This is a genomic window from Paraburkholderia sp. BL23I1N1 (genome assembly GCF_003610295.1).
Classification (GTDB): domain Bacteria; phylum Pseudomonadota; class Gammaproteobacteria; order Burkholderiales; family Burkholderiaceae; genus Paraburkholderia.
This window is the reverse complement of the sequence record NZ_RAPV01000001.1, coordinates 327,207-347,727: the sequence shown is the minus strand read 5'-3', so window position 1 is coordinate 347,727 and position 20,521 is coordinate 327,207. Positions and strand designations below refer to the sequence as shown.

Below are 20,521 nucleotides of genomic sequence, written 5' to 3'. Positions count from 1 at the left end.
TACCGTCGCTCGTGCGCGCAGGAACCGCCGCTTAAACGCGGACGCACGCGCCGCTGTCCCGCTGCGCTACACTCGCCCTTTCTCTCAAGATTGAATCCGCCATGATCGGTCGCATTGCCGGCGTTCTGCTGGAAAAAAAACCCGCCGCATCTACTCGTCGACTGCAACGGCGTCGGCTACGAAGTCGATGTGCCGATGAGCACGTTCTACAACCTGCCCTCGACCGGCGAACGCGTCGTGCTGCTCACGCAAATGATCGTGCGTGAAGACGCGCATCTGCTCTATGGCTTCGGTACCGCCGAGGAACGCTCGACCTTCCGCGAATTGCTGAAGATCACCGGCATCGGCGCGCGCATGGCGCTTGCCGTGCTTTCCGGCATGAGCGTGCATGAACTGGCGCAGACCGTCACGATGCAGGACGCCGCGCGCCTGACCCGCGTGCCTGGCATCGGCAAGAAAACAGCGGAGCGGCTGCTCCTCGAACTGAAGGGCAAGATCGGCGCCGACCTGGGCGCGCTGGCCGGCGCGGCGTCGGCATCCGACCATGCCTCCGATATTCTCAACGCGCTGATCGCATTGGGTTACTCCGAAAAAGAAGCGTTGGCGGCCGTCAAGAACGTGCCGGCGGGCACCGGTGTTTCCGAAGGTATCAAGCTCGCGTTGAAGGCGCTCTCCAAGGGTTAAACGCTCATGCCGCGGCGGTGGCGTTGCGTGCGATAGGTAAAGCTTCGCACACGAAGGCGCGACGCGCACCCTGGCCGTTCGGCCGAGTTTCGCAATGGGCGGGGCGCGGTACAATGACCGCATGATCGAAACCGACAAACTTGCCGCCGAGCGCATCATCGCGGCCACGCCCGTCTCGCCGAACGAAGAAGCGTTCGAGCGCGCGCTGCGCCCGCGCCAGCTCGAAGAATATGTCGGGCAGGAAAAGGTGCGCGGTCAGCTGGAAATCTTCATCGAGGCCGCCAAGCGCCGCTCGGAATCGCTCGACCACGTGCTGCTGTTCGGGCCGCCGGGTCTCGGCAAGACCACGCTCGCGCACATCATCGCGCGGGAAATGGGTGTGAATCTGCGGCAAACGTCTGGTCCGGTGCTTGAACGCGCCGGCGACCTCGCCGCACTGCTAACCAACCTCGAAGCCAACGACGTCCTGTTCATCGACGAAATCCACCGGCTCTCGCCGGTCGTCGAAGAAATTCTGTATCCGGCGTTGGAGGATTATCAGATCGACATCATGATCGGCGAAGGGCCGGCCGCGCGCAGCGTGAAGCTGGATCTGCAGCCGTTCACGCTGGTTGGCGCAACCACCCGCGCGGGCATGCTGACCAATCCGTTACGCGATCGCTTCGGGATCGTTGCGCGGCTCGAGTTTTACAACGCAGAAGAACTGGCGCGCATCGTCACGCGTTCGGCGTCGTTGCTCCATGCGCAGATCCATCCGGACGGCGCGTTCGAAATCGCCAAGCGCGCGCGTGGCACGCCGCGGATCGCAAACCGGCTGCTGCGCCGCGTGCGCGATTTCGCCGAAGTGAAAGCAGACGGCAACATCACCGCGCAGGTGGCCGACGCCGCGCTCAAAATGCTCGACGTGGACGCGGTCGGCTTCGACCTGATGGACCGCAAGCTCCTCGAAGCGATCCTGCACAAGTTCGACGGCGGCCCGGTCGGCGTCGACAATCTGGCGGCGGCCATCGGCGAAGAACGCGACACGATCGAAGACGTGCTCGAACCGTATCTGATCCAGCAAGGCTTCCTGCAGCGCACGCCGCGCGGCCGCGTCGCTACTTTGCTCACGTACCGGCATTTCGGTCTCGCCACGCCGGACGCTTCGAGCCCCATCACCGGCCTGTGGGATTCGGCCGCGACCTGAGTCGGATACAAGCCTCGCCGCTTAACGTCCCGGTTTCCGGCACGCGCTTGAAGCTATCGTCCGCGCTTGGTGCATCGAGATGCGACACGTCCGCCCAGGAAACGATCGTTGCCTTGGTGGCGTCGTCGGCGAAATCCACCACGTTGACGCTCGTGTTCAACAACGCGTAATCACGCGGCGCATCGAGCGACAAGCCGGACGCAAACCGCCGAACGCAATCCAGCACGCCACCATGCGCGACACAGGCGATCCGCCCGCCCGGATGCGCGGCCACCAGCGGCTCGATCGCATGCAACACGCGGTGATAGAGCGCGCGCTGCGACTCGCCTTCGGGCGGCGCGAAACCCGGATCGCGGGTTTGCCAGTGCGCGTATTCATCGGGGAAACGAACGGCAATCTCGTCGCTGTCATGCCCCTGGAATGCACCGTACGAGCGTTCGCGCAAACTTTCACGCAGTTGCAACGGCAAGCCAAGTGCGTCGGCGATCGGCTGCGCGGTCTGCTGTGCGCGTTGCAGATCGCTCGAATAAATCGCGTCGAACCGCGCGCCCTCTTTCACCTCATTCGCGATGCGGCGCGCAAGGCGTTGCGCCTGCGCGAAGCCGGTCGTCGCGAGCGGAATGTCGATGTGACCTTGAATGCGCTTGATGCGGTTCCAATCGGTCTCGCCGTGGCGGATGAACAGAATCTGCGTGGTCATGAGATGAGCGTGGGCGCCATTAGCCGGTTATGCCGAGCCGCTATTGTCGCAAAAAGCGGCTGGAGGAGTGGATGCGTGCCGCCGCATGCACCATGCGACGGCAGTTGAATCTCAAGCGTTCGTCTGCAGCCAGAACGTGACCGGCCCGTCGTTGACGAGCGACACCTGCATATCGGCGCCGAATTCGCCTGTCTCGACGATCGGATGTTTCGCGCGCGCTGCCGAGACGAAGTAATCGAATAGCCGCTTGCCCTCATCGGGCGGCGCGGCGGGCGTGAAGCTCGGGCGCAGGCCGCTGTTGGTGTCAGCCGCCAACGTGAACTGCGAAACCAGCAGCAAGCCGCCTGCCCGCCCGGCACCGTCGAGATTCTGTACGGAGAGATTCATCTTGCCGGCCGCGTCGCTGAAGACCCGGTAGCCGAGCACCTTGGCGAGCAGCCGGTCAGCAGCGGCTTCCGTGTCGCGGCGCTCGGCGCACACGAGCGCGAGCAGGCCCGCCTCGATCGCGCCGGTCACGCGCTCGCCCACGCGCACTTCTGCGCGCCGTACGCGCTGGATCAGCGCGATCATCGGCTCGACTCCGGATGCACTGCTCTAGACATCATCGCGTTATCGCTGAGCCATCAAGCCGTCAGCGTGACGCGCGCAAAACGACGCTTGCCGACCTGCACGATGTACTCGCCGGCTTCGACCTTCAAGCCCTTGTCCGACACGGTCGTGCCATCAATCTTCACGCCGCCCTGCTCGATGTTGCGCAATGCTTCGCTCGTCGACGGCACGAGGTTGGCCTGCTTGAGCAACTGGCCGATTGCGAGCGGTGCGCCCGCGAGGGTCACGCCCGGAATATCGTCAGGCACGCCGCCCTTCGCGCGATGATTGAAGTCTTCGAGCGCGCGCTCGGCATCGGCTGGCGAGTGGAATCGCGCGACGATTTCCTGCCCGAGCATCACCTTGAAATCGCGCGGATTGCGGCCCGCTTCGATCTCTTTTTTGAAGCCGGCGATTTCGTCCATCGGACGGAACGACAGCAATTCGAAATAACGCCACATCAGCACGTCGGAGATGCTCATCAGCTTGCCGAACATGTCCGTCGGCTTTTCGCTGATACCGATGTAGTTGTTCTTCGACTTCGACATCTTTTCGACGCCGTCGAGGCCTTCGAGCAACGGCATCGTCAAGATGCACTGCTGTTCCTGACCGTACTGCTTCTGCAGCTCACGGCCCACCAGCAGGTTGAATTTCTGGTCCGTGCCGCCGAGCTCGAGGTCGGCATTGAGCGCGACCGAGTCGTAGCCTTGCATCAGGGGATACAGGAATTCGTGGATCGAGATCGGCACGCCGCCCTGGAAGCGCTTGGTGAAATCTTCGCGCTCGAGAATACGCGCCACCGTGTAGCGCGAGGCGAGCTTGATCATGCCGTCGGCGCCGAGCGGCATCGACCATTCGCTGTTGTAGCGGATTTCAGTCTTGTCGCGGTCGAGCACGAGTGCGGCCTGCTCGAAATACGTTTTCGCGTTCGATTCGATCTGCTCGCGCGTGAGCGGCGGACGCGTGGCGTTGCGGCCTGACGGATCGCCAATCAGCGAGGTGAAGTCACCGATCAGGAAAATCACCGTGTGACCCAGGTCCTGCAACTGGCGCATCTTGTTCAGCACGACCGTGTGGCCGATGTGAATGTCGGGCGCGGTCGGATCGAGGCCGAGCTTGATACGCAGCGGCACGCCTGTCGCCGCACTCTTCGCGAGCTTTTGCGCGAATTCGTCTTCGATCAGCAGTTCGTCGACACCGCGCTTGGTGACGGCGAGCGCGTGACGGACTTCGTCGGTGATCGGGAAGGCGGGGCTGGGCTTGGTGGACTCGGTGGTCATGCTGGAAACGTGAAGTCGCAAAAAAAGGAGATTGTCCCATAGATGCGCACCGCCGCGCCCACTGACTCAGCCATAAGCGCCTCGCCGGCGCATGATTTCGGCGTGGCCGGTCGTGCGATTGGCGTCGTCACGCTTTATATTCGGCCGCGCTTGCGCCGATAATCTGCTAAAACAGATCGCAATGAATCACTGAGAGGAGCAGCAACGTGGCGCAAGACCCCGCAGACGGCGTGTACTTGGGATTGATGTCCGGCACGAGCATGGACGGCGTGGACGGTGTGGCCGTCAGATTCGCCCAAGGGAAACCGCCGGTGGTGCTGGCCGAGGCGTTTGTCGGCTTCGCTGCCGGCTTACGCGATGCGCTGTTCGCGCTTCAGCAGCCGGGCGACAATGAAATCGAGCGCGAAGCGCTGGCCGCCAATGCGCTCGCCACGCGCTACACGGTGTGCTGCCACGAATTGCTGCAAGGCAGCCGCGTACCGGCCGCAGAAGTCCGTGCAATCGGCGTCCACGGCCAGACGGTGCGGCATCGGCCGGAAAAGGGTTACACGCGGCAGATCAACAACCCCGCGCTGCTCGCGGAAATGATGCATATCGACGTGGTCGCCGACTTCCGCTGCCGCGACGTCGCGGCCGGCGGCCAGGGCGCGCCGCTCGTACCGGCGTTTCACGCCACGGTGTTCGGCGCGAAAAACGAAACGCGGGTGGTCTGCAATCTCGGCGGCATCAGCAACATCACGATCCTGAACGCGACGGGCGGCGTGCGCGGGTTCGACTGCGGGCCGGCGAACGCGTTGCTCGACGAATGGGCACAGCGCCATCTCGGCAAGCCCTTCGACGAAAACGGCCATTTCGCCGCGGGCGGACAGGTCGATCGCACGTTGCTGAACGCGCTGCTCGACGAGCCCTTTTTCTCGCAGCAACCGCCGAAAAGTACCGGCCGCGACTTGTTCAACCCGCAATGGCTGGATGCGAAGCTGCAACCGTTCGCCGCCCTCGCCCCTGCGGACGTGCAAGCCACACTGGTCGCGCTGACCGCGGTTACGGTGGCTCGCGAAATCGAACGGCATGCGTCGGACGCCAAGGCGGTCTACGTGTGTGGCGGCGGTGCGCGCAATCCGGAGATTCTGAAGGCCCTGCAACAGGCGCTGGAGGACAGCGGCGTAAGCGGCGTGCCCGTGATGACAACCGACGCACTCGGCGTCCCGCCGAGCCAGGTCGAACCGCTAGCATTCGCCTGGCTTGCCATGCGTTGTATGGCGCGCCTGCCGGGCAATTTGCCGGCCGTCACCGGTGCCACTGCCGAGCGCGTACTCGGGGCCATCTACCCGCGCTAAGCGAAGCGCCGGGGTTTGGCGCAGGCAATAAAAAACGGGGCCGAAGCCCCGTTTCCTTTTACAACCTGTCGCCTAACTGGCCATCAAACCGAGAACGACGAGCCGCAACCACAGGTGGTCGTAGCATTCGGGTTCTTGATGACGAACTGCGCGCCGTTGATGTCGTCCTTGTAGTCGATCTCAGCGCCGACCAGATACTGGTAGCTCATCGAATCGATCAGCAGCTGGACGCCGCTCTTGTTCATGACGGTGTCGTCTTCGTTGACGGCTTCGTCGAACGTAAAACCGTACTGAAAGCCCGAGCAGCCGCCGCCCTGCACGAAAACGCGCAGTTTGAGGTCCGCATTGCCTTCTTCTTCGATCAGTTGCTTGACCTTGTCAGCCGCTGCGTCGGTAAAAACGAAGGGGGCGGGCATCTCGGTCACGGGTGTATCGGTGACTGCGTTCATTCGAACTCTCCAAAAAGCTTCTAACCGCTATTGTAGGGCTGATCTCGATATCGTGCCGAAGCCCACAAAATCAATGGGTTCTTCCAGGAACCGCTATCGATGTGCGCGCCAGCCGTCGTCAGCCTGCCTGAGCGGACGAAACCACCGCTCCAGCGAGAAAACTGTCGTCGCAAACTCAACGAGGAACAGCCAATAAAAGCCAATAAAAAAGCCGCCTTCGCGAAAGCGTTGGCGGCTTTTGCAGCATTCCAGCCCGAAAGCCGGTTTGCACACGAAGCGATTAACGCTTCGAGAATTGCTTCCGGCGACGTGCCTTGTGGAAGCCGACCTTCTTACGTTCGACTTCACGAGCGTCACGCGTCACGAAGCCAGCCTTCGACAGTTCCGGCTTCAGCGTTGCGTCGTAGTCCATCAGCGCGCGGGTGATGCCGTGGCGAACCGCACCGGCTTGACCCGTTTCACCGCCACCGTTCACGTTGACTTTGATGTCGAACGTAACGCCGTGGTTCGTGAGTTCCAGCGGCTGACGCACGATCATCAGCGACGTTTCGCGCGAGAAGTAATCGGCGATAGGCTTGCCGTTTACAATGATCTCGCCCTTGCCAGCCTTGATGAAGACGCGTGCGACGGCGCTCTTGCGGCGGCCCGTGCCGTAATTCCAGTTACCGATCATGTGGGCTCCCCTTAGATCTCGAGCGCTTTCGGCTGTTGTGCCGAATGCGGATGCGTTGCTTCAGCGTAGACCTTCAGCTTCTTGATCATCGCGTAGCCGAGCGGGCCCTTCGGCAGCATGCCCTTGACCGCTTTCTCGAGCGCACGGCCCGGGAAGCGTTCTTGCATCTTGCCGAACGTCGTTTCATAAATACCGCCCGGGTAACCCGAGTGACGGTAGTACTTCTTGTCAGTAGCCTTGTTGCCCGTGACACGCAGCTTGCCGGCGTTGATAACGATGATGAAATCACCGGTGTCGACGTGCGGAGTGAATTCAGGCTTGTGCTTGCCGCGAAGACGGTGTGCCACTTCGCTGGCGACACGCCCGAGAACCTTATCCGTCGCGTCAATCACGTACCATTCACGCGTAACCTCATGGGCTTTTGCGGAAAACGTCTTCATGATCGATCCAAAAAAATTGCTGCGCCCAATGTATTTTTTCCTGCTTGTAGTGTGCGCATCGAGGCGCGTGCAGGCTCTCCCTGGTTCTTCCTCCGCGGGCGCGGATGCGGAAAAGCTCTGAATTATAAAGGAATTTGTCACGCCGAGTCAAAGATTGCGGCGTTTCGGGCGGGAAGTGATGCGCGGCGACGGCCGGATAGCGCCATTCGACGTTCTTCCTGGCTCACCGAACGGCATCGTCTCGGGGAAAGCAGGGACGAAAAAAAACCCGAACTAGCGGTTCGGGTTTAATCCACCAAAGGAGGAGGTGGAGGAGACAGCGGAGGTTGCAAAACTGTTGCAGCCGATGGGACCGATTATATGAGGCCGCCTTGTGCGACGCAAGAACATTTGCATTGCGAAATTCGATCCCATAATGCGATACAACAACATTCAGACAAAAAGATACAGAATTCCCTTTAAAATCAAATACAAACGCCATTTTAAGCCGACGCGTAAACAGACATCGACTAGAGTAAAACCCCTAAACCCGTCAGGACATTCCCGAATCGGCGGAACATGCCGCACCGCAACACGCAAGCAGCCATTGCGCATAAGTTCCCCCGAAAGTCTCTTCGGGCGGACACGCAAACACCGGGCTACAATGCGTTTTCGATATAAGCGCAGCGCGGTGGAGCACAGCATGGAATGCAAAGTTAGCTGGATGGGGCAAGACGGGATGGCGTTTGCGGCCGAGACCGGCAGCGGTCATCTGGTCACGATGGACGGCGCGCCGGAAGGCGGCGGCCGCAATCTCGCGCCGCGTCCGATGGAAATGGTGCTGCTCGGCACGGGTGGCTGCACGGCGTACGACGTCGTGATGATCCTGAAGAAGAGCCGCCAGGAAATCGCCGGCTGCTCAGTGACGCTGAAGGCTGAGCGCGCCAGCGAGGATCCGAAAGTGTTCACCAAGATCCACTTTCATTTCACCGTGACGGGCAAAAATCTGAACCCGGCCACGGTGGAACGCGCGATCAATCTGTCGCACGACAAATACTGCTCGGCGTCGATCATGATCGCGAAGACCGCCGAGCTCACGCACTCGTTCGATATCGTCGCAGGTTGAGCGCGGCGCTTCGGCGCGGATAGCTGAGGCGCATTTAGCCAAACCGGCGCGTCAAATAAAAATGCCGGCGTCCACACGGACGCCGGCATTTTTTGTTGGGTGGCAAAGCAGGCCGATAAGCCGGATTCTGTGCACGCGCCACGTCCGAAAACACGACGCGCGTAGCAGTCATTCCTCTAGGCACGCCATTACTGACGCGCTCAAGCTTCCTACCCGCAGACGTGACGGGGGCCCCGTCCTGCACCTCGAAGATGCTAGCCTGCCTACTTGGAATTGCTCCGGGTGGAGGTTACCGTGCCGGTCTGCCTTGCAGCAGCCGCGGTGCGCTCTTACCGCACCGTTTCACCCTTACCTGATCCCGGCTTGCGCCGGGCCATCGGCGGTTTGCTTTCTGTTGCCCTGTTCCGCGTGTCGCCACGGATGGCCGTTAGCCATCACCCTGCCCTATGGAGTCCGGACTTTCCTCGCCCTCTTTGGCCGAAGCCGTAGAGGCCGCGACTGCCTGGCCTGCTTTGCTGGGGCGCATTTTAACACTGTGACGGATAGGGGGCGGATGAACCGCAAGTCTTTAGCGCGAACGGCGCCCCGCGCGAAAGACGGACGTGTCGTCGTAAAACACCGGCGATTCGTTCCCAGCGCACCAACCCGGAATCCCCAGCACGGGCAGCGGCGCAAACAGGCGGCTCGTCAAAGCATCCGTCTTCAGGAGTGCCGTGCTGACAGACTCGTCGAGCCAGGCGTCGCGTGCCGCAGCGCTCCAGCCGAAGTAGTCGGATGGCACGTCGACGATCCACGCGTGGCCCGTGCAAGCCTTGAACGGCGCAATCAGCTTTTCAAGCAGCGCGTGGCCAAAGCAGCGCACCTCGCAGCGCGCCCCCCATGCATCACGGTGAGCCACCAGCAGCGTCTGCCAGTCGAACCCGCGCAATGCCGCGCTCAACGCCGGGTCGGCACTGGCGAACAGCACTGCGTTTTCATCGAACAAGGTCAACGTGTCGCGTATGCTGCCGCGGGTCGGGCCGACGCCTAATACGTCGATCGCCGCCGACTGCCGCGCGTTCAGCGCCGCCTTGATACGCGGAAACGCAAACCACATCGACCCGTTGAAGAAGTCGTGCAGGTTGTGGCGTGTCGGCACGCAACCCGTCGACGCGATGTGCGCCTCATAAGCCGCGCCCGGCGGCAGATCGTCCTGCGCAATGAACGCGAGGCGCTGACCGCGCCCCGTGACCTGCCGCATTTCGCCGGCATCCGCATTCATTTCCGCAAGCAAGGCCGCGTAGCTCGTCAACGCGCCCTGCTGCCAGCGCGCGCCGCGTGCCGCGAACGGCGCGAACCACGGCTTCGACCAGTCGATATCGGCGAGACAGAAGTCCACGCGCGCCGCCTCTTGCACCTGCATCGAATCCAACCTCAGACGAGGCGCCAACCGATCGACTCGCCGCCACGCAGCGGCACAACCGGCGTGTCGCCGACCGGCAATTCAGCCGGCAGCGTCCATTCTTCGCGACGCAGGGTGATCTTCTCTTCGCTGCGCGGCAGGCCGTAGAAATCCGCGCCGAAGAAGCTGGCGAAGCCTTCGAGCTTGTCCAGCGCACCGGCTTTGTCGAACGCTTCGGTATAGAGTTCGAGCGCGTGCAGCGCCGTGTAGCAACCCGCACAGCCGCACGCGTGCTCCTTCAAGCCCTTCGGATGCGGTGCGCTATCCGTGCCGAGGAAGAAGCGCGGATTGCCCGAGGTTGCCGCCTCGACCAGCGCCACGCGATGCGTCTCGCGCTTCAACACCGGCAGGCAGTAGTAATGCGGGCGAATGCCACCCTGGAAGATCGCGTTGCGGTTGTACAGCAGATGGTGCGCGGTGATCGTCGCACCCAGCAGCCCCGGCGCCACGCCGGCTTCGCGGATGTAGTCGACTGCATCTTTGGTGGTGATGTGCTCGAACACCACTTTCAGCGCCGGAAACGCGCGGCGCAGCGGCGTCATCACGCGGTCGATGAACACCTTCTCGCGGTCGAACAGGTCGATCGACGAATCCGTCACCTCACCGTGCACCAGCAACGGCATGCCGGTTTCCTGCATCACTTCGAGCGTTTTGGCGCACTTCATGATGTCGGTGACGCCGGCGTCCGAGTTGGTCGTCGCCCCCGCCGGGTACAGCTTCACGCCATGCACGAAGCCGCTTTCGCGCGCGCGGCGGATTTCGTCCGGCGGCGTGTTGTCAGTCAGGTACAGCGTCATTAGCGGTTCGAACTTCGCCCCAGCCGGGATCGCGGCGACGATACGCTCGCGATACGCCTCTGCCATCGCGGTCGTGGTGACCGGCGGCTTCAGGTTAGGCATGATGATCGCGCGGCCGAACTGGCGCGCGGTGTCCGGCAACACGGCAGCGAGCATCTCGCCGTCGCGAACGTGCAGGTGCCAGTCGTCCGGGCGGGCGAGCGTGATGCTGTCGATCGTGTCGATCGAATCGAGGGAGGCGTTGGAAGCGGTCATGGCGGGAGAGGAACGAGATTCGGCGGCAAAAAAGCAAATCGGCATGCTCAAAGCGTTGCAAATCAGAGCAAATCGCAACGCTAAGCCCTAAACATACGTCAATTTCGCTATTTGGCGCTTCTGGCTCGGTGATATGCTTGGAAAATCATCATTGTAACGGCTCGCCCCGTTCACCGGCTTACCCGCAACATGTGCCAACTTCTCGGAATGAACTGCGCCGCGCCGACGGACGTCACGTTCTCGTTCACCGGCTTTGCGGCGCGCGGCGGCGTCACCGATCACCACGCGGACGGCTGGGGCATCGCCTTCTTCGAAGACAAAGCCTGCCGCCTGTTCATTGACCATCAATCGTCGGCTACCTCGCCGATTGCCGAGATGGTCAAACGCTACCCGATCAAGTCGAAGAACACGATCGCGCATATTCGCAAGGCGACGCAAGGGCATATCCTGCTCGAGAATTGCCATCCGTTCATGCGCGAACTGTGGGGGCGTCACTGGATCTTCGCGCACAACGGCGACTTGAAAGATTATTCGCCGGCGCTAACCGGCGTTTATCAACCTGTCGGCACAACCGATAGCGAACTCGCGTTCTGTGCGTTGCTGCAAGGCTTGCGCAAGGCCTTCCCGGGCACGCAGCCGCCGCTCGACGAACTGTTCGCCGCGCTCGAAACGCTCACGCGCGAAATCACGCAATTTGGCGTGTTCAATTTCCTGATGTCGAACGGCCAGGCGCTGTTCGCGCATTGCTCGACGCATCTGCACTACATCGTGCGGCGCTGGCCGTTCTCGACTGCCCATCTGGTCGACGCGGACGTGTCGATCGATTTCGCCAAATACACGACGCCGGAAGACCGCGTCGCCGTGATCGCGACCAAACCGCTCACCGATAACGAAGTGTGGACTGCGTTCAAACCAGGCGATTTGTTGATGTTCCAGCACGGCGAAGTGATCGGCCGAGTGAATGTGCCGGTGCCGACTTCGGTGCTGGAAAAGCTGCGCAATCCGGCGTTGGACGCGTCGGCTTCGGCGACCACGATTGCGGCTTCGGTTGAGGCGGTGGCTGTCGCCGAGGTCGACCTTGAAGCCGCGGACGACACCGCCGCTTTCGAGTCCTGATCTGCGCGTGCGTCCACGAGCGCCAGAACAACTCGGGCCAACATCTGCGTTCGCCAACTGAAGAACGCCTCAACTGGAGCGTCCTTTCACAAGCCAGCACTTCAGAACGTCGGAAACAAAAAAAGCCGCTTCTTCCGAAGCGGCTTTTTTTGCATGAGCCACGCCAACCGACCAGCGCGGCCGCAGCAACACCCTCAGTGCAGGATCTTCGCCAGAAAATCCTTCGCGCGATCCGACTTCGGATTCGCGAAGAAGTCTTCCTTGCGGTCGTCTTCCACGATCAGGCCCTTGTCCATGAAGATCACGCGGTGCGCGACCTTCTTGGCAAAGCCCATTTCGTGCGTGACGCACATCATCGTCATGCCTTCCTGGGCGAGTTCGACCATCACGTCGAGCACTTCGTTGATCATTTCCGGATCGAGCGCGGAAGTAGGTTCGTCGAACAGCATCGCGATCGGGTCCATCGACAACGCGCGCGCAATCGCCACGCGTTGCTGCTGACCGCCCGACAATTGCCCCGGAAACTTGTCCGCATGTGCGCGCAGACCGACGCGATCGAGCAGCTTGTGGCCCTTCGCCGTTGCTTCGTCGCTCGAGCGGCCGAGCACCTTGACCTGTGCGAGCGTCAGGTTCTGCACGATCGACAGATGCGGGAACAGCTCGAAGTGCTGGAACACCATACCGACCTTCGCACGCAGCTTCGACAGATTGGTTTTCTTGTCGGTCAGCGATTGGCCGTTGATAACGATCTCGCCCTTCTGGAACGGCTCGAGGCCGTTGACGGTTTTGATCAGCGTGGACTTGCCCGAACCCGACGGCCCGCACACCACCACCACTTCACCTTTTTTGACTTCCGTCGTGCAGTCGGTCAGCACTTGAAACTGACCGTACCACTTCGAAACATTCTTGATAGAGATCATCTTGCGACCTTTTTCTGAAGACCTTTGACGAGGCTCGACGCGATCACGCAGATCACGAAATAACACGCGCCCGCGAACAGTACCATTTCGACATTCGTACCGTCACGGTCGCCAATATTCGTGGCGGTGCGGAAGAAGTCGGCGAGGCTGATCACGTAGACAAGCGACGTATCCTGAAACAGCACGATACCTTGCGTAAGCAGCAGCGGCACCATCGCGCGGAACGCCTGCGGCAGCACGATGAGGCGCATGGCTTGCGGGTAGCTCATGCCGAGCGCAAACGCGGCATTGACCTGCCCACGCGGCACCGCCTGAATGCCGGCGCGGATGATCTCGGAATAGTACGCCGCCTCGAAGAGCGAGAAAGCGACCATCGCCGAAGCCAGCCGGATGTCGATGTCCGGCGACAAGCCCAGCACGTTTTGCAGCACCTGCGGCACGATCAGGAAGAACCACAGCAGCACCATCACCAGCGGGATCGAACGGAAGATCGTGACATAACCCTTCGCGAACCATTCGAACGGCTTGAACGGCGAGAGCCGCATGATCGCGAGAATGGTGCCCCAGACGATGCCGATCACGATCGCAATCAGCGTGATCTTGAGGGTGACGATAGCGCCGGTCCACATCGTAGGCAGTGCGCCCGGAATACCGCTCCAGTCGAAATGATGCATCACTTACCTCCGATATAGCCGGGCAACCGGCTCTTGTGTTCGACCCAGCGCATCAGTTGCATCACGACCAGATTGATCAGCACATACGCCAGCGTGACCGCGATGAACGACTCATACGTCTGCGACGTGTAGTCGACCAGTTGGCGCGCCTGGGCCGACAGATCCAGCAGACCGATGGTCGACGCGACCGCCGAGTTCTTGAAAATATTCAGAAACTCGGACGTGAGCGGCGGCACGATGATCCGGTACGCAACCGGCAGCAGCACGTAGCGATACGTCTGCCATTGCGTGAAACCCATTGCCAGCCCCGCGGCGCGCTGACCCTTCGGCAATGCGTTGATACCCGAGCGCACCTGCTCGCACACGCGCGCGGCCGTGAAGAGCCCGAGACACACAATCGACGACGAGAAGAACTGCGCACCCGGCGGCAGTTGCTTGAACCAGTTGCCGATCGACGGCGGCAACAATTCCGGTATCACCAGATACCAGATAAAGAACTGCACAATGAGTGGAATGTTGCGGAAAATCGCGACATAGAGCGTACCGATACCCGACGCCCATCTGTTCGGCACCGTGCGCAGCACACCGAAAAATGAACCGACGATCAGCGCGATCACCCATGCCGACAGCGACACGGTGATCGTCACCCAGAAGCCGGACATCAGCCAGCCCAGATAGGTACTCGGCTCGCCGGTCGAAACCGGACTCAGCAGAATGCCCCAGTTCCAGTGATATGACATGACCAAGACTCCAGCAAAAAGAAACGGAAGAAGCGCGTGGCCCCTTCCGTCTCGTTCAGCGTTTCAAAAAAACAGCTAAGGTTTAATCGATTGCCTTGTCATTCGGGCTCTTGTAGAGCGCCTTCATGTCATCGCTTTCCGGGAAGTTCAGGTTCAGGCCCTTCGGCGGAATCGGCGATTCGAACCACTTCTTGTAGATCTGATCGGCTTCGCCCGAGGTTTCGACCTTCGCGATCGCGTCGTCAACAACCTTCTTGAATTCCGGATCGTTCTTGCGAATCATGCAGCCGTACGCTTCATGCGATTGCGGCGTACCGACGATCACGAAATCGCCCGGGTTGTTCGACTTGGCGCGTTCGCCTGCCAGCAGCGCGTCGTCCATCATGAACGCAGCAGCGCGGCCGGTGGAGAGCGTCAGGAACGACTCGCCGTGGTCCTTCGCGCTGATGATGTTCATGCCCATGCTCTTGTCCTGATTCATCTTGCGAAGCAGGCGCTCGGAGGTCGTGCCGGCGGTCGTGACGACCGTCTTGCCCTTCAGGTCGGCCCAGTCTTTGATGCCGGAGTCTTTCTTGGTCATCAAACGCGTGCCGATCACGAAGATCGTGTTCGAGAAGGCAGCCTGTTGCTGGCGCTCGGCGTTATTCGTGGTCGAGCCGCATTCCATGTCGACGGTGCCGTTCTGCACCAGCGGAATACGGTTTTGCGACGTGACAGGCGTGAGCTTGACCTTCAGGTTGGGCATGTTCAGCTTCTGCTTGACCGCCTCAACCACCTTCAGCGCGAATTCCTGCGAATAGCCGATGACATTCTGCTTGTCGTCGTAATACGAAAACGGGATCGACGATTCGCGATGACCCAGCGAAATGACGCCCGTGTCCTTGATCTTTTTCAGCGTACCCGCGTCTTGCGCTTGTGCGCCGACCGTAAACAGTCCGAGAGTGGCGAGCAGCAGCGCAGCTTTTTTAACCTTCATGTGTGATCTCCTTGGCCAAGAACCGACGCCAGTTTAGCAAAGTAATTATTCTGAAAGTATCGCTATCAACCATGTTTGTTGCGTGTCCCCAAAAGGGGACTTCCTTCGGGGCGGGGATTTCCGCCAGGGCGCATGCCGGTACGGGATTATGGCGCTATAACCCGGCAATCCCAAACCCCGTGGATACGCAAAGGCGGGCGGCATCGATACGATGCCGCCCGCCGGGTGAAGCACGCCGTCTTGTGGACCGCGTCGAAGCAAGTTTTTTGCAGCGGCCCGCGCGGTGGCGGCCCGCCGTTTCACGCAATCAGATCAGGGATACAGGCCGCGCAATTCGCGCGCTTCCAGGATCCGCTTACACGCGACGATAAACGCCGCGGTCCGCACGGACACCTTCTGCTCGCTCGACACTTGCCACACAGCGGCAAATGCTTCGCGCATCACGCGCTCGAGACGCTGGTTGATCTCGTCTTCAGTCCAGAAGAAGCTCGAGAAGTCCTGCACCCACTCGAAGTACGACACGGTCACGCCGCCGGCATTCGCCACCACGTCCGGAATCACGAGGATACCGCGGTCGTGCAGAATGTCGTCCGCTGCCGTGGTGGTCGGGCCGTTGGCGCCTTCCACGACGATCTTCGTTTTGATCTTGCCTGCGTTCTTTTCGGTAATCTGGTTTTCCAGCGCCGCCGGAATCAGGATGTCCGATTCGACGTTCCAGAATTCTTCGTTCGCGATGACGTCGGCTTCCGGGAAACCGCCCACGCCGCCGTTCTTCGCGACGTAATCCAGCAACGCGACCGCGTCGATACCGGTCGACTTGTACACCGTGCCGGTGTGATCCTGCACCGCGACCAGCTTCGAACCCGCTTCCTGGAACAGACGCGCGGCGATGCCGCCCACGTTACCGAAGCCCTGCACGGCGATACGCGCACCTTCGATGTCGACGCCAATGCGGCGTGCGGCTTCGGAGGCAACCACGAACACGCCACGGCCCGTTGCTTCGCGGCGGCCCAGCGAACCACCCAGCGCGATCGGCTTGCCGGTCACGACGCCCGTCGCCGTTTGGCCCTGGTTCATGGAGTACGTGTCCATCATCCACGCCATGATCTGCTCGTTCGTGTTCACGTCCGGCGCGGGAATGTCGGTGTTCGGTCCGATGATGATGCCGATCTCGCTCGTGTAGCGGCGCGTCACGCGCTCCAGCTCGCCACGCGACAGCGTACGCGGGTCGACACGAATACCGCCCTTCGCGCCGCCGTACGGCACGTTCACAGCAGCGTTCTTGACCGACATCCACGCCGACAGCGCCATCACTTCCGACAACGTCACGTCCTGGTGATAACGCACGCCGCCCTTGCCCGGACCGCGCGACACGTTGTGCTGCACGCGATAGCCTTCGAAGTGCGCGACCGTGCCGTTATCGAGTTCGATAGGCACGTCGACGACCAGAATGCGCTTCGGGCGCTTCAGGGTTTCGAGCCAGCGGGACAGTGAGCCGAGGTACGGCGCGACGCGGTCGACCTGACGCAGGTAGTTGCCCCACGGGCCGAGGTCGTCTTTATTCAGGTAGGAAGGAACGGACTGCAACGTTGATGCGGATTGTGCGGCTTGTTGCTGGGATGACATGAACGCTCCGGCGTTGATCGAATGACAGCATTGTCGAAAAACGCCGTTTTGAAATCCAATGCCGTTTCCTTATCCGATTATGTTTTTTTTGCATAACCGTTAAGAAGCCGCAAATTTGCGTCGCAGGGAAGCAGGTTTCAGGCGGCGCCCGTGCTCTGCGCAAGTTCCTCGGACACGACGTCCCATAGTTGCCGCACGAGTATCTGCCGCGCATCGTCGCCTTTCGCGGCCAGCTTGTCGCGATAGAGGCGGATCTCCATGGTCAGCGTGAGCTGCCCCTCGGGCGTGCCGCGCGTAGCGCGATCGAGGCGGATCAGCTTACCGTCGGCAACCGCGTCTTCCACGGCGCTGTACGGCAGGAAGGCGATGCCGTGGCCGGCCAGCGCCATCGCCTTGAGCCCCTCGGCCATGTCGGTTTCGTACAGCCGGTCGAGATACAAACGCTCCGGCGCGTTAGCGAGGATCACCTCGGTCATGCGGCCCAGGTACGCGTTCGGCGTGTAGGTCAGATAGGGCGTGGGCGCGCCGGCCGTGCCCGGCAGCGTGTGCCGGGGGCGCCCGGCGCGGCCCGGCGCCGAGAACGGACTGATCGGTTCGATGCCGAGCGTCAGCATGTCGTAGCGGGCCGGATCGAGGGCGATTGGATGACTCGGATGGTGATAGGCCATCATCAGATCGCAGCCGCCTTCCACCAGCGCCAAAGCCGCATCGTGCACGTTCAGCGCCCGCAACCGGGTATGGATCGGGCCCATTTGCGCTTCAATGCGCTGCAGCCAGCGCGGAAAATACGTGAGCGACAGCGTGTGCGGCACGGCGAACTCGATGGTCGCCTGCGGCGTCGCCGTGTGTCCGCGCAAGAGCGCGCGCGCCTCGTGGAACTGCGACAGCATGGCGAGCGCCTGCTCGTAGAACACCTGGCCGGCCGCCGTCAGCCGCGTCGGGTAAACCGAACGATCGATCAGTTCCGTGCCCAGCCATGCTTCCAGGGCCTGAATCCGCCGCGAAAACGCCGGCTGCGTGACGTGGCGCGATTCGGCCGAACGGCTGAAACTACGCGTTTCCGCGAGCGAAACGAAGTCTTCGAGCCATTTCAGTTCCATGCGAAGCCTGCTGCCAGCGGGAGGGAGGAAGTCAGCATTCTAGCGGCGCGACCGGGATCGCCGCCAACTTCGGCCGGTACGCCGCACAGTGGTAAAATTCGCGGTTCCCTCCGTTCCCGATCCGCCTTCTGAGCGCTCACGCCCCCATCATGTCCGACACCCGCCCCGACACCCTGTTCGCGCTGAACGCGCTCTCCCCGCTCGACGGCCGTTACGCCTCGAAAACCGAAGCCCTGCGCGACTGGCTCTCGGAAGCCGCTTTCATGCGCAATCGCGTGACGGTTGAAATCCACTGGCTGATCGCGCTTTCGCACGCCGGTTTCGCCGAAGTGCCGCGCTTTTCCGAAGCATCCGAACAATTCCTGCTGCAACTGGCCGAGCGCTTCACCGCGCACGACGCCGCGCGCATCAAGGAAATCGAACGCGTGACGAATCACGACGTGAAAGCGGTCGAGTACTGGCTGAAGGAGTCGGTGAAGGGTCAGGCAGAACTGGAACGCGCGAGCGAGTTCATCCACTTCGCGTGCACGTCGGAAGACATCAACAACACGTCGCACGGCCTGATGCTCGCCGGCGCACGTGAACACGTGATGCTGCCGGCGCTGCGCTCGGTGCATCAGCGCCTCGTTGCGCTGGCTCACGCGCAAGCCGAACAGCCCATGCTGTCGCGCACGCACGGCCAGCCGGCCAGCCCCACCACGCTCGGCAAGGAAATCGCCAACGTCGCCGCGCGTCTTGAACGCGCGATCGAGCGTATCGCGAAGGTCGAACTGCTCGGCAAGATGAACGGCGCGGTCGGCAACTTCAATGCACACCTGTCGGCGTATCCGGAATTCGATTGGGAAGCGTTCTCGCGCGAAGTGGTCGAGCAGCGTCTGAAGCTCACGTTCAATCCGTACACGATCCAGATCGAGCCGCACGACTACATGGCCGAACTGTTCGACGCCGTGTCGCGCGCCAACACGATCCTGCTGGATCTGGACCGCGACGTGTGGGGTTACATCTCGGTCGGCTACTTCAAGCAACGCACGAAGGCCGGCGAAATCGGTTCCTCGACCATGCCGCACAAGGTCAACCCGATCGACTTCGAGAATTCGGAAGGCAATCTCGGCCTGGCCAACGCCACGCTGCGCCACCTCGCCGACAAACTGCCGATTTCGCGCTGGCAGCGCGACCTGACCGACTCGACGGTGTTGCGCAATATCGGCGTCGCGTTCGGCTACTCGCTGCTCGCGTACGACTCGCTGATCCGCGGCCTGGACAAGCTCGAAGTGAACGCCCAGCGTCTGAACGAAGACCTCGACAACTGCTGGGAAGTGCTGGCCGAGCCGGTGCAAACGGTGATGCGCCGCTACGGCATCGAGAACCCGTACGAGCAGTTGAAGGAACTGACGCGCGGCAAGGGCATCACGCGCGAAGCGCTGCAAACGTTCGTGAGCGGCCTCGCGATTCCGCAAGACGCGAAGGATCGTTTGCTCGCCATGACGCCGGGTTCGTATATCGGCAAGGCGGTTGAACTGGCGAAGCGGATCGCTTAAGGCCGCACTGGGTGGCATGCTGCCGTGCAGCTAACGCCGTTCAGTTGAACACTGAACGGCGTTTTTCATTTGAGCGCCGCAAGCATGCTACGACAACCAGTGCGGCACGTCGCGCAAGGCAAGGTGGGGGTTCTGGTCGAAGTGATGCACGCGATAGCCGAACGCCTCAAAGAGCACGTCCAATGAGCGGGACGTGCGGATCGTGATGTGTCCGTTGCGCGGTGCGATGTACCAATGGTCCATTGCACGCGGCGGCAGCGTGTCGATCGTCAAGGTCGAAAAAAGCATCACTCCGTGTGGCCTGAGCTTGCTGAGTGCGCTTGCGATCGTTACGCGCGGCTCGGGCGTATGCCCCAGCACTTCGAACGCCGTCACCAGATCGAATGATTCCGGCGCAGGTTCGTCGCCGTCTTGTTCCATCGGATCCCAACTGTGGGCATGGACGCCACGTTCGCGCAGTAGCGCCGCCAACCGGCCATTGCCACCTCCATAGTCAAGACACTTGAGCCCGCCGTCGGCTCTCGCGATGAAATTCGCCACCGCCGTCACATTGGCTCCCGGACGGGCCTCGATATAGTCGGGGTCGACGTCCGCATAAGCGGCGTTGTAAATGTGCTTAACAAAAGCGCTCTTGCTCCAGCGATCGAATGCATGCGTGAAAACCAGACCGCAATCATCGCAGCGGTGGTAGTAAATGGGGATCGCCGCAAGGGGTAAGAAATGGCCGCGGCGTTCCTCGCAGTTCTTGTTGAAATCGACCACGCCGCAAAGTGGCGCCCTGCCCTGGCAAATCTTGCAGATTGAAACGCCTGCGACCGGGTTAAGCCCAATACTGTTAACAAGCTCAAATTTGTGTTAACTTTCAAGCCTCTGAACCAACAAGAAGAGCTTGAAGG

At 61.4% G+C, this 20,521-nt stretch carries 20 protein-coding genes, 1 other RNA gene and 1 pseudogene; 6 read left to right on the top strand and 16 right to left on the bottom strand.

All coding sequences use genetic code 11. The features are described 5' to 3' along the window. Positions 1-101: 101 nt before the first annotated feature. Positions 102-684: pseudogene (gene ruvA, locus B0G76_RS01730) on the top strand (Holliday junction branch migration protein RuvA). Positions 685-805: 121 nt separating this feature from the next. Further along, the gene (ruvB, locus tag B0G76_RS01725; protein WP_120296135.1) at positions 806-1,870 is read left to right on the top strand and encodes a Holliday junction branch migration DNA helicase RuvB; all 1,065 of its coding nucleotides are present in this window, start codon (positions 806-808) and stop codon (positions 1,868-1,870) included. Here ruvB and B0G76_RS01720 read toward each other — a convergent pair. The 3 genes from B0G76_RS01720 to tyrS all read right to left on the bottom strand — a co-directional run bounded on the left by B0G76_RS01720 (position 1,839) and on the right by tyrS (position 4,438). After that, the gene (locus tag B0G76_RS01720) at positions 1,839-2,570 is read right to left on the bottom strand and encodes a histidine phosphatase family protein (protein ID WP_120289596.1); all 732 of its coding nucleotides are present in this window, start codon (positions 2,568-2,570) and stop codon (positions 1,839-1,841) included. The two genes, ruvB and B0G76_RS01720, sit on opposite strands and share 32 nt — an antisense overlap. A gap of 111 nt (positions 2,571-2,681) precedes the next feature. After that, positions 2,682-3,140, bottom strand: coding sequence for a D-aminoacyl-tRNA deacylase (gene dtd / locus B0G76_RS01715; RefSeq protein ID WP_120289594.1), 459 nt, complete (start codon positions 3,138-3,140; stop codon positions 2,682-2,684). 53 nt (positions 3,141-3,193) lie between these two features. Further along, entirely contained in the window at positions 3,194-4,438 is a 1,245-nt protein-coding gene (gene tyrS / locus B0G76_RS01710; RefSeq protein WP_120289592.1) for a tyrosine--tRNA ligase, read from the bottom strand. A gap of 206 nt (positions 4,439-4,644) precedes the next feature. Here tyrS and B0G76_RS01705 point away from each other — a divergent pair, with 206 nt between their 5' ends. Beyond that, a complete protein-coding gene (locus B0G76_RS01705; RefSeq protein ID WP_120289590.1) occupies positions 4,645-5,775 on the top strand; it encodes an anhydro-N-acetylmuramic acid kinase in 1,131 nt (376 codons plus the stop codon). 83 nt (positions 5,776-5,858) lie between these two features. On the opposite strand, the gene erpA is transcribed toward B0G76_RS01705, so the two are convergent. The 3 genes from erpA to rplM form a co-directional block, all read right to left on the bottom strand. Beyond that, entirely contained in the window at positions 5,859-6,224 is a 366-nt protein-coding gene (erpA, locus tag B0G76_RS01700) for an iron-sulfur cluster insertion protein ErpA (RefSeq protein ID WP_007180424.1), read from the bottom strand. Positions 6,225-6,504: 280 nt separating this feature from the next. Next, complete coding sequence (rpsI, locus tag B0G76_RS01690; protein WP_007180423.1) at positions 6,505-6,897, bottom strand: 30S ribosomal protein S9; 393 nt, start codon at positions 6,895-6,897, stop codon at positions 6,505-6,507. 11 nt (positions 6,898-6,908) lie between these two features. Beyond that, positions 6,909-7,337 (bottom strand): 50S ribosomal protein L13, encoded by a 429-nt coding sequence (gene rplM, locus B0G76_RS01685; protein ID WP_007180422.1) that lies wholly within the window; start codon positions 7,335-7,337, stop codon positions 6,909-6,911. Between the two features lie 682 nt (positions 7,338-8,019). Here rplM and B0G76_RS01680 point away from each other — a divergent pair. Next, the gene (locus B0G76_RS01680; RefSeq protein WP_063497318.1) at positions 8,020-8,442 is read left to right on the top strand and encodes an OsmC family protein; all 423 of its coding nucleotides are present in this window, start codon (positions 8,020-8,022) and stop codon (positions 8,440-8,442) included. 100 nt (positions 8,443-8,542) lie between these two features. Here the strand turns inward: B0G76_RS01680 and rnpB are convergent. From rnpB to pyrC, 3 genes are all read right to left on the bottom strand, one after another. Next, an RNA gene (rnpB, locus tag B0G76_RS01675) (RNase P RNA component class A) lies at positions 8,543-8,956 on the bottom strand. A 54-nt stretch (positions 8,957-9,010) separates the two neighbouring features. After that, positions 9,011-9,871, bottom strand: a complete 861-nt coding sequence (locus B0G76_RS01670; RefSeq protein WP_409076696.1) for a DUF3025 domain-containing protein — start codon at positions 9,869-9,871, stop codon at positions 9,011-9,013. Then, on the bottom strand, positions 9,856-10,935 hold the full coding sequence (gene pyrC, locus B0G76_RS01665) for a dihydroorotase (protein WP_120289586.1): 1,080 nt from the start codon (positions 10,933-10,935) through the stop codon (positions 9,856-9,858). Before pyrC ends, B0G76_RS01670 begins: the two co-directional genes overlap by 16 nt. A gap of 189 nt (positions 10,936-11,124) precedes the next feature. Between pyrC and B0G76_RS01660 the strand changes: the two genes are divergently transcribed. Next, positions 11,125-12,051 carry a class II glutamine amidotransferase gene (locus B0G76_RS01660; RefSeq protein WP_120289584.1) on the top strand — a complete coding sequence of 309 codons (927 nt, stop codon included), beginning with the start codon at positions 11,125-11,127 and terminating at the stop codon, positions 12,049-12,051. Positions 12,052-12,245: 194 nt separating this feature from the next. Here B0G76_RS01660 and B0G76_RS01655 read toward each other — a convergent pair whose 3' ends face one another. The 6 genes from B0G76_RS01655 to B0G76_RS01630 all read right to left on the bottom strand — a co-directional run bounded on the left by B0G76_RS01655 (position 12,246) and on the right by B0G76_RS01630 (position 18,087). Beyond that, a complete protein-coding gene (locus B0G76_RS01655; protein WP_120289582.1) occupies positions 12,246-12,971 on the bottom strand; it encodes an amino acid ABC transporter ATP-binding protein in 726 nt (241 codons plus the stop codon). Beyond that, a complete protein-coding gene (gltK, locus tag B0G76_RS01650) occupies positions 12,968-13,645 on the bottom strand; it encodes a glutamate/aspartate ABC transporter permease GltK (RefSeq protein WP_120289580.1) in 678 nt (225 codons plus the stop codon). Before gltK ends, B0G76_RS01655 begins: the two co-directional genes overlap by 4 nt. After that, on the bottom strand, positions 13,645-14,385 hold the full coding sequence (locus B0G76_RS01645; RefSeq protein WP_120289578.1) for an amino acid ABC transporter permease: 741 nt from the start codon (positions 14,383-14,385) through the stop codon (positions 13,645-13,647). Before B0G76_RS01645 ends, gltK begins: the two co-directional genes overlap by 1 nt. 82 nt (positions 14,386-14,467) lie before the next feature. Then, positions 14,468-15,361 (bottom strand): glutamate/aspartate ABC transporter substrate-binding protein, encoded by an 894-nt coding sequence (locus tag B0G76_RS01640; protein ID WP_120289576.1) that lies wholly within the window; start codon positions 15,359-15,361, stop codon positions 14,468-14,470. Positions 15,362-15,673: 312 nt separating this feature from the next. Then, a complete protein-coding gene (locus B0G76_RS01635) occupies positions 15,674-16,987 on the bottom strand; it encodes a Glu/Leu/Phe/Val dehydrogenase (RefSeq protein WP_120289574.1) in 1,314 nt (437 codons plus the stop codon). A 137-nt stretch (positions 16,988-17,124) separates the two neighbouring features. Continuing rightward, positions 17,125-18,087, bottom strand: coding sequence for a LysR family transcriptional regulator (locus B0G76_RS01630; protein ID WP_120289572.1), 963 nt, complete (start codon positions 18,085-18,087; stop codon positions 17,125-17,127). 149 nt (positions 18,088-18,236) lie between these two features. Here B0G76_RS01630 and purB point away from each other — a divergent pair, with 149 nt between their 5' ends. Then, positions 18,237-19,625, top strand: a complete 1,389-nt coding sequence (gene purB / locus B0G76_RS01625; protein WP_120289570.1) for an adenylosuccinate lyase — start codon at positions 18,237-18,239, stop codon at positions 19,623-19,625. 87 nt (positions 19,626-19,712) lie between these two features. Here the strand turns inward: purB and B0G76_RS01620 are convergent, their stop codons facing one another. After that, positions 19,713-20,387: a class I SAM-dependent methyltransferase gene (locus B0G76_RS01620; protein ID WP_183081970.1), complete on the bottom strand. Its 675-nt coding sequence runs from the start codon at positions 20,385-20,387 to the stop codon at positions 19,713-19,715. Positions 20,388-20,521 lie beyond the last annotated feature (134 nt).

Coding starts and splice junctions, on each gene's coding strand:
- ruvB (WP_120296135.1), top strand. CDS start 806: ATGATCGAAACCGACAAACTTGCCGCCGAGCGCATCATCGCGGCCACG.
- B0G76_RS01660 (WP_120289584.1), top strand. CDS start 11,125: ATGTGCCAACTTCTCGGAATGAACTGCGCCGCGCCGACGGACGTCACG.
- purB (WP_120289570.1), top strand. CDS start 18,237: ATGTCCGACACCCGCCCCGACACCCTGTTCGCGCTGAACGCGCTCTCC.
- B0G76_RS01680 (WP_063497318.1), top strand. CDS start 8,020: ATGGAATGCAAAGTTAGCTGGATGGGGCAAGACGGGATGGCGTTTGCG.
- dtd (WP_120289594.1), bottom strand. CDS start 3,140: ATGATCGCGCTGATCCAGCGCGTACGGCGCGCAGAAGTGCGCGTGGGC.
- pyrC (WP_120289586.1), bottom strand. CDS start 10,935: ATGACCGCTTCCAACGCCTCCCTCGATTCGATCGACACGATCGACAGC.
- B0G76_RS01720 (WP_120289596.1), bottom strand. CDS start 2,570: ATGACCACGCAGATTCTGTTCATCCGCCACGGCGAGACCGATTGGAAC.
- erpA (WP_007180424.1), bottom strand. CDS start 6,224: ATGAACGCAGTCACCGATACACCCGTGACCGAGATGCCCGCCCCCTTC.
- B0G76_RS01640 (WP_120289576.1), bottom strand. CDS start 15,361: ATGAAGGTTAAAAAAGCTGCGCTGCTGCTCGCCACTCTCGGACTGTTT.
- B0G76_RS01645 (WP_120289578.1), bottom strand. CDS start 14,385: ATGTCATATCACTGGAACTGGGGCATTCTGCTGAGTCCGGTTTCGACC.
- rpsI (WP_007180423.1), bottom strand. CDS start 6,897: ATGATCGGTAACTGGAATTACGGCACGGGCCGCCGCAAGAGCGCCGTC.
- B0G76_RS01630 (WP_120289572.1), bottom strand. CDS start 18,087: ATGGAACTGAAATGGCTCGAAGACTTCGTTTCGCTCGCGGAAACGCGT.
- B0G76_RS01635 (WP_120289574.1), bottom strand. CDS start 16,987: ATGTCATCCCAGCAACAAGCCGCACAATCCGCATCAACGTTGCAGTCC.
- gltK (WP_120289580.1), bottom strand. CDS start 13,645: ATGCATCATTTCGACTGGAGCGGTATTCCGGGCGCACTGCCTACGATG.
- rplM (WP_007180422.1), bottom strand. CDS start 7,337: ATGAAGACGTTTTCCGCAAAAGCCCATGAGGTTACGCGTGAATGGTAC.
- B0G76_RS01655 (WP_120289582.1), bottom strand. CDS start 12,971: ATGATCTCTATCAAGAATGTTTCGAAGTGGTACGGTCAGTTTCAAGTG.
- tyrS (WP_120289592.1), bottom strand. CDS start 4,438: ATGACCACCGAGTCCACCAAGCCCAGCCCCGCCTTCCCGATCACCGAC.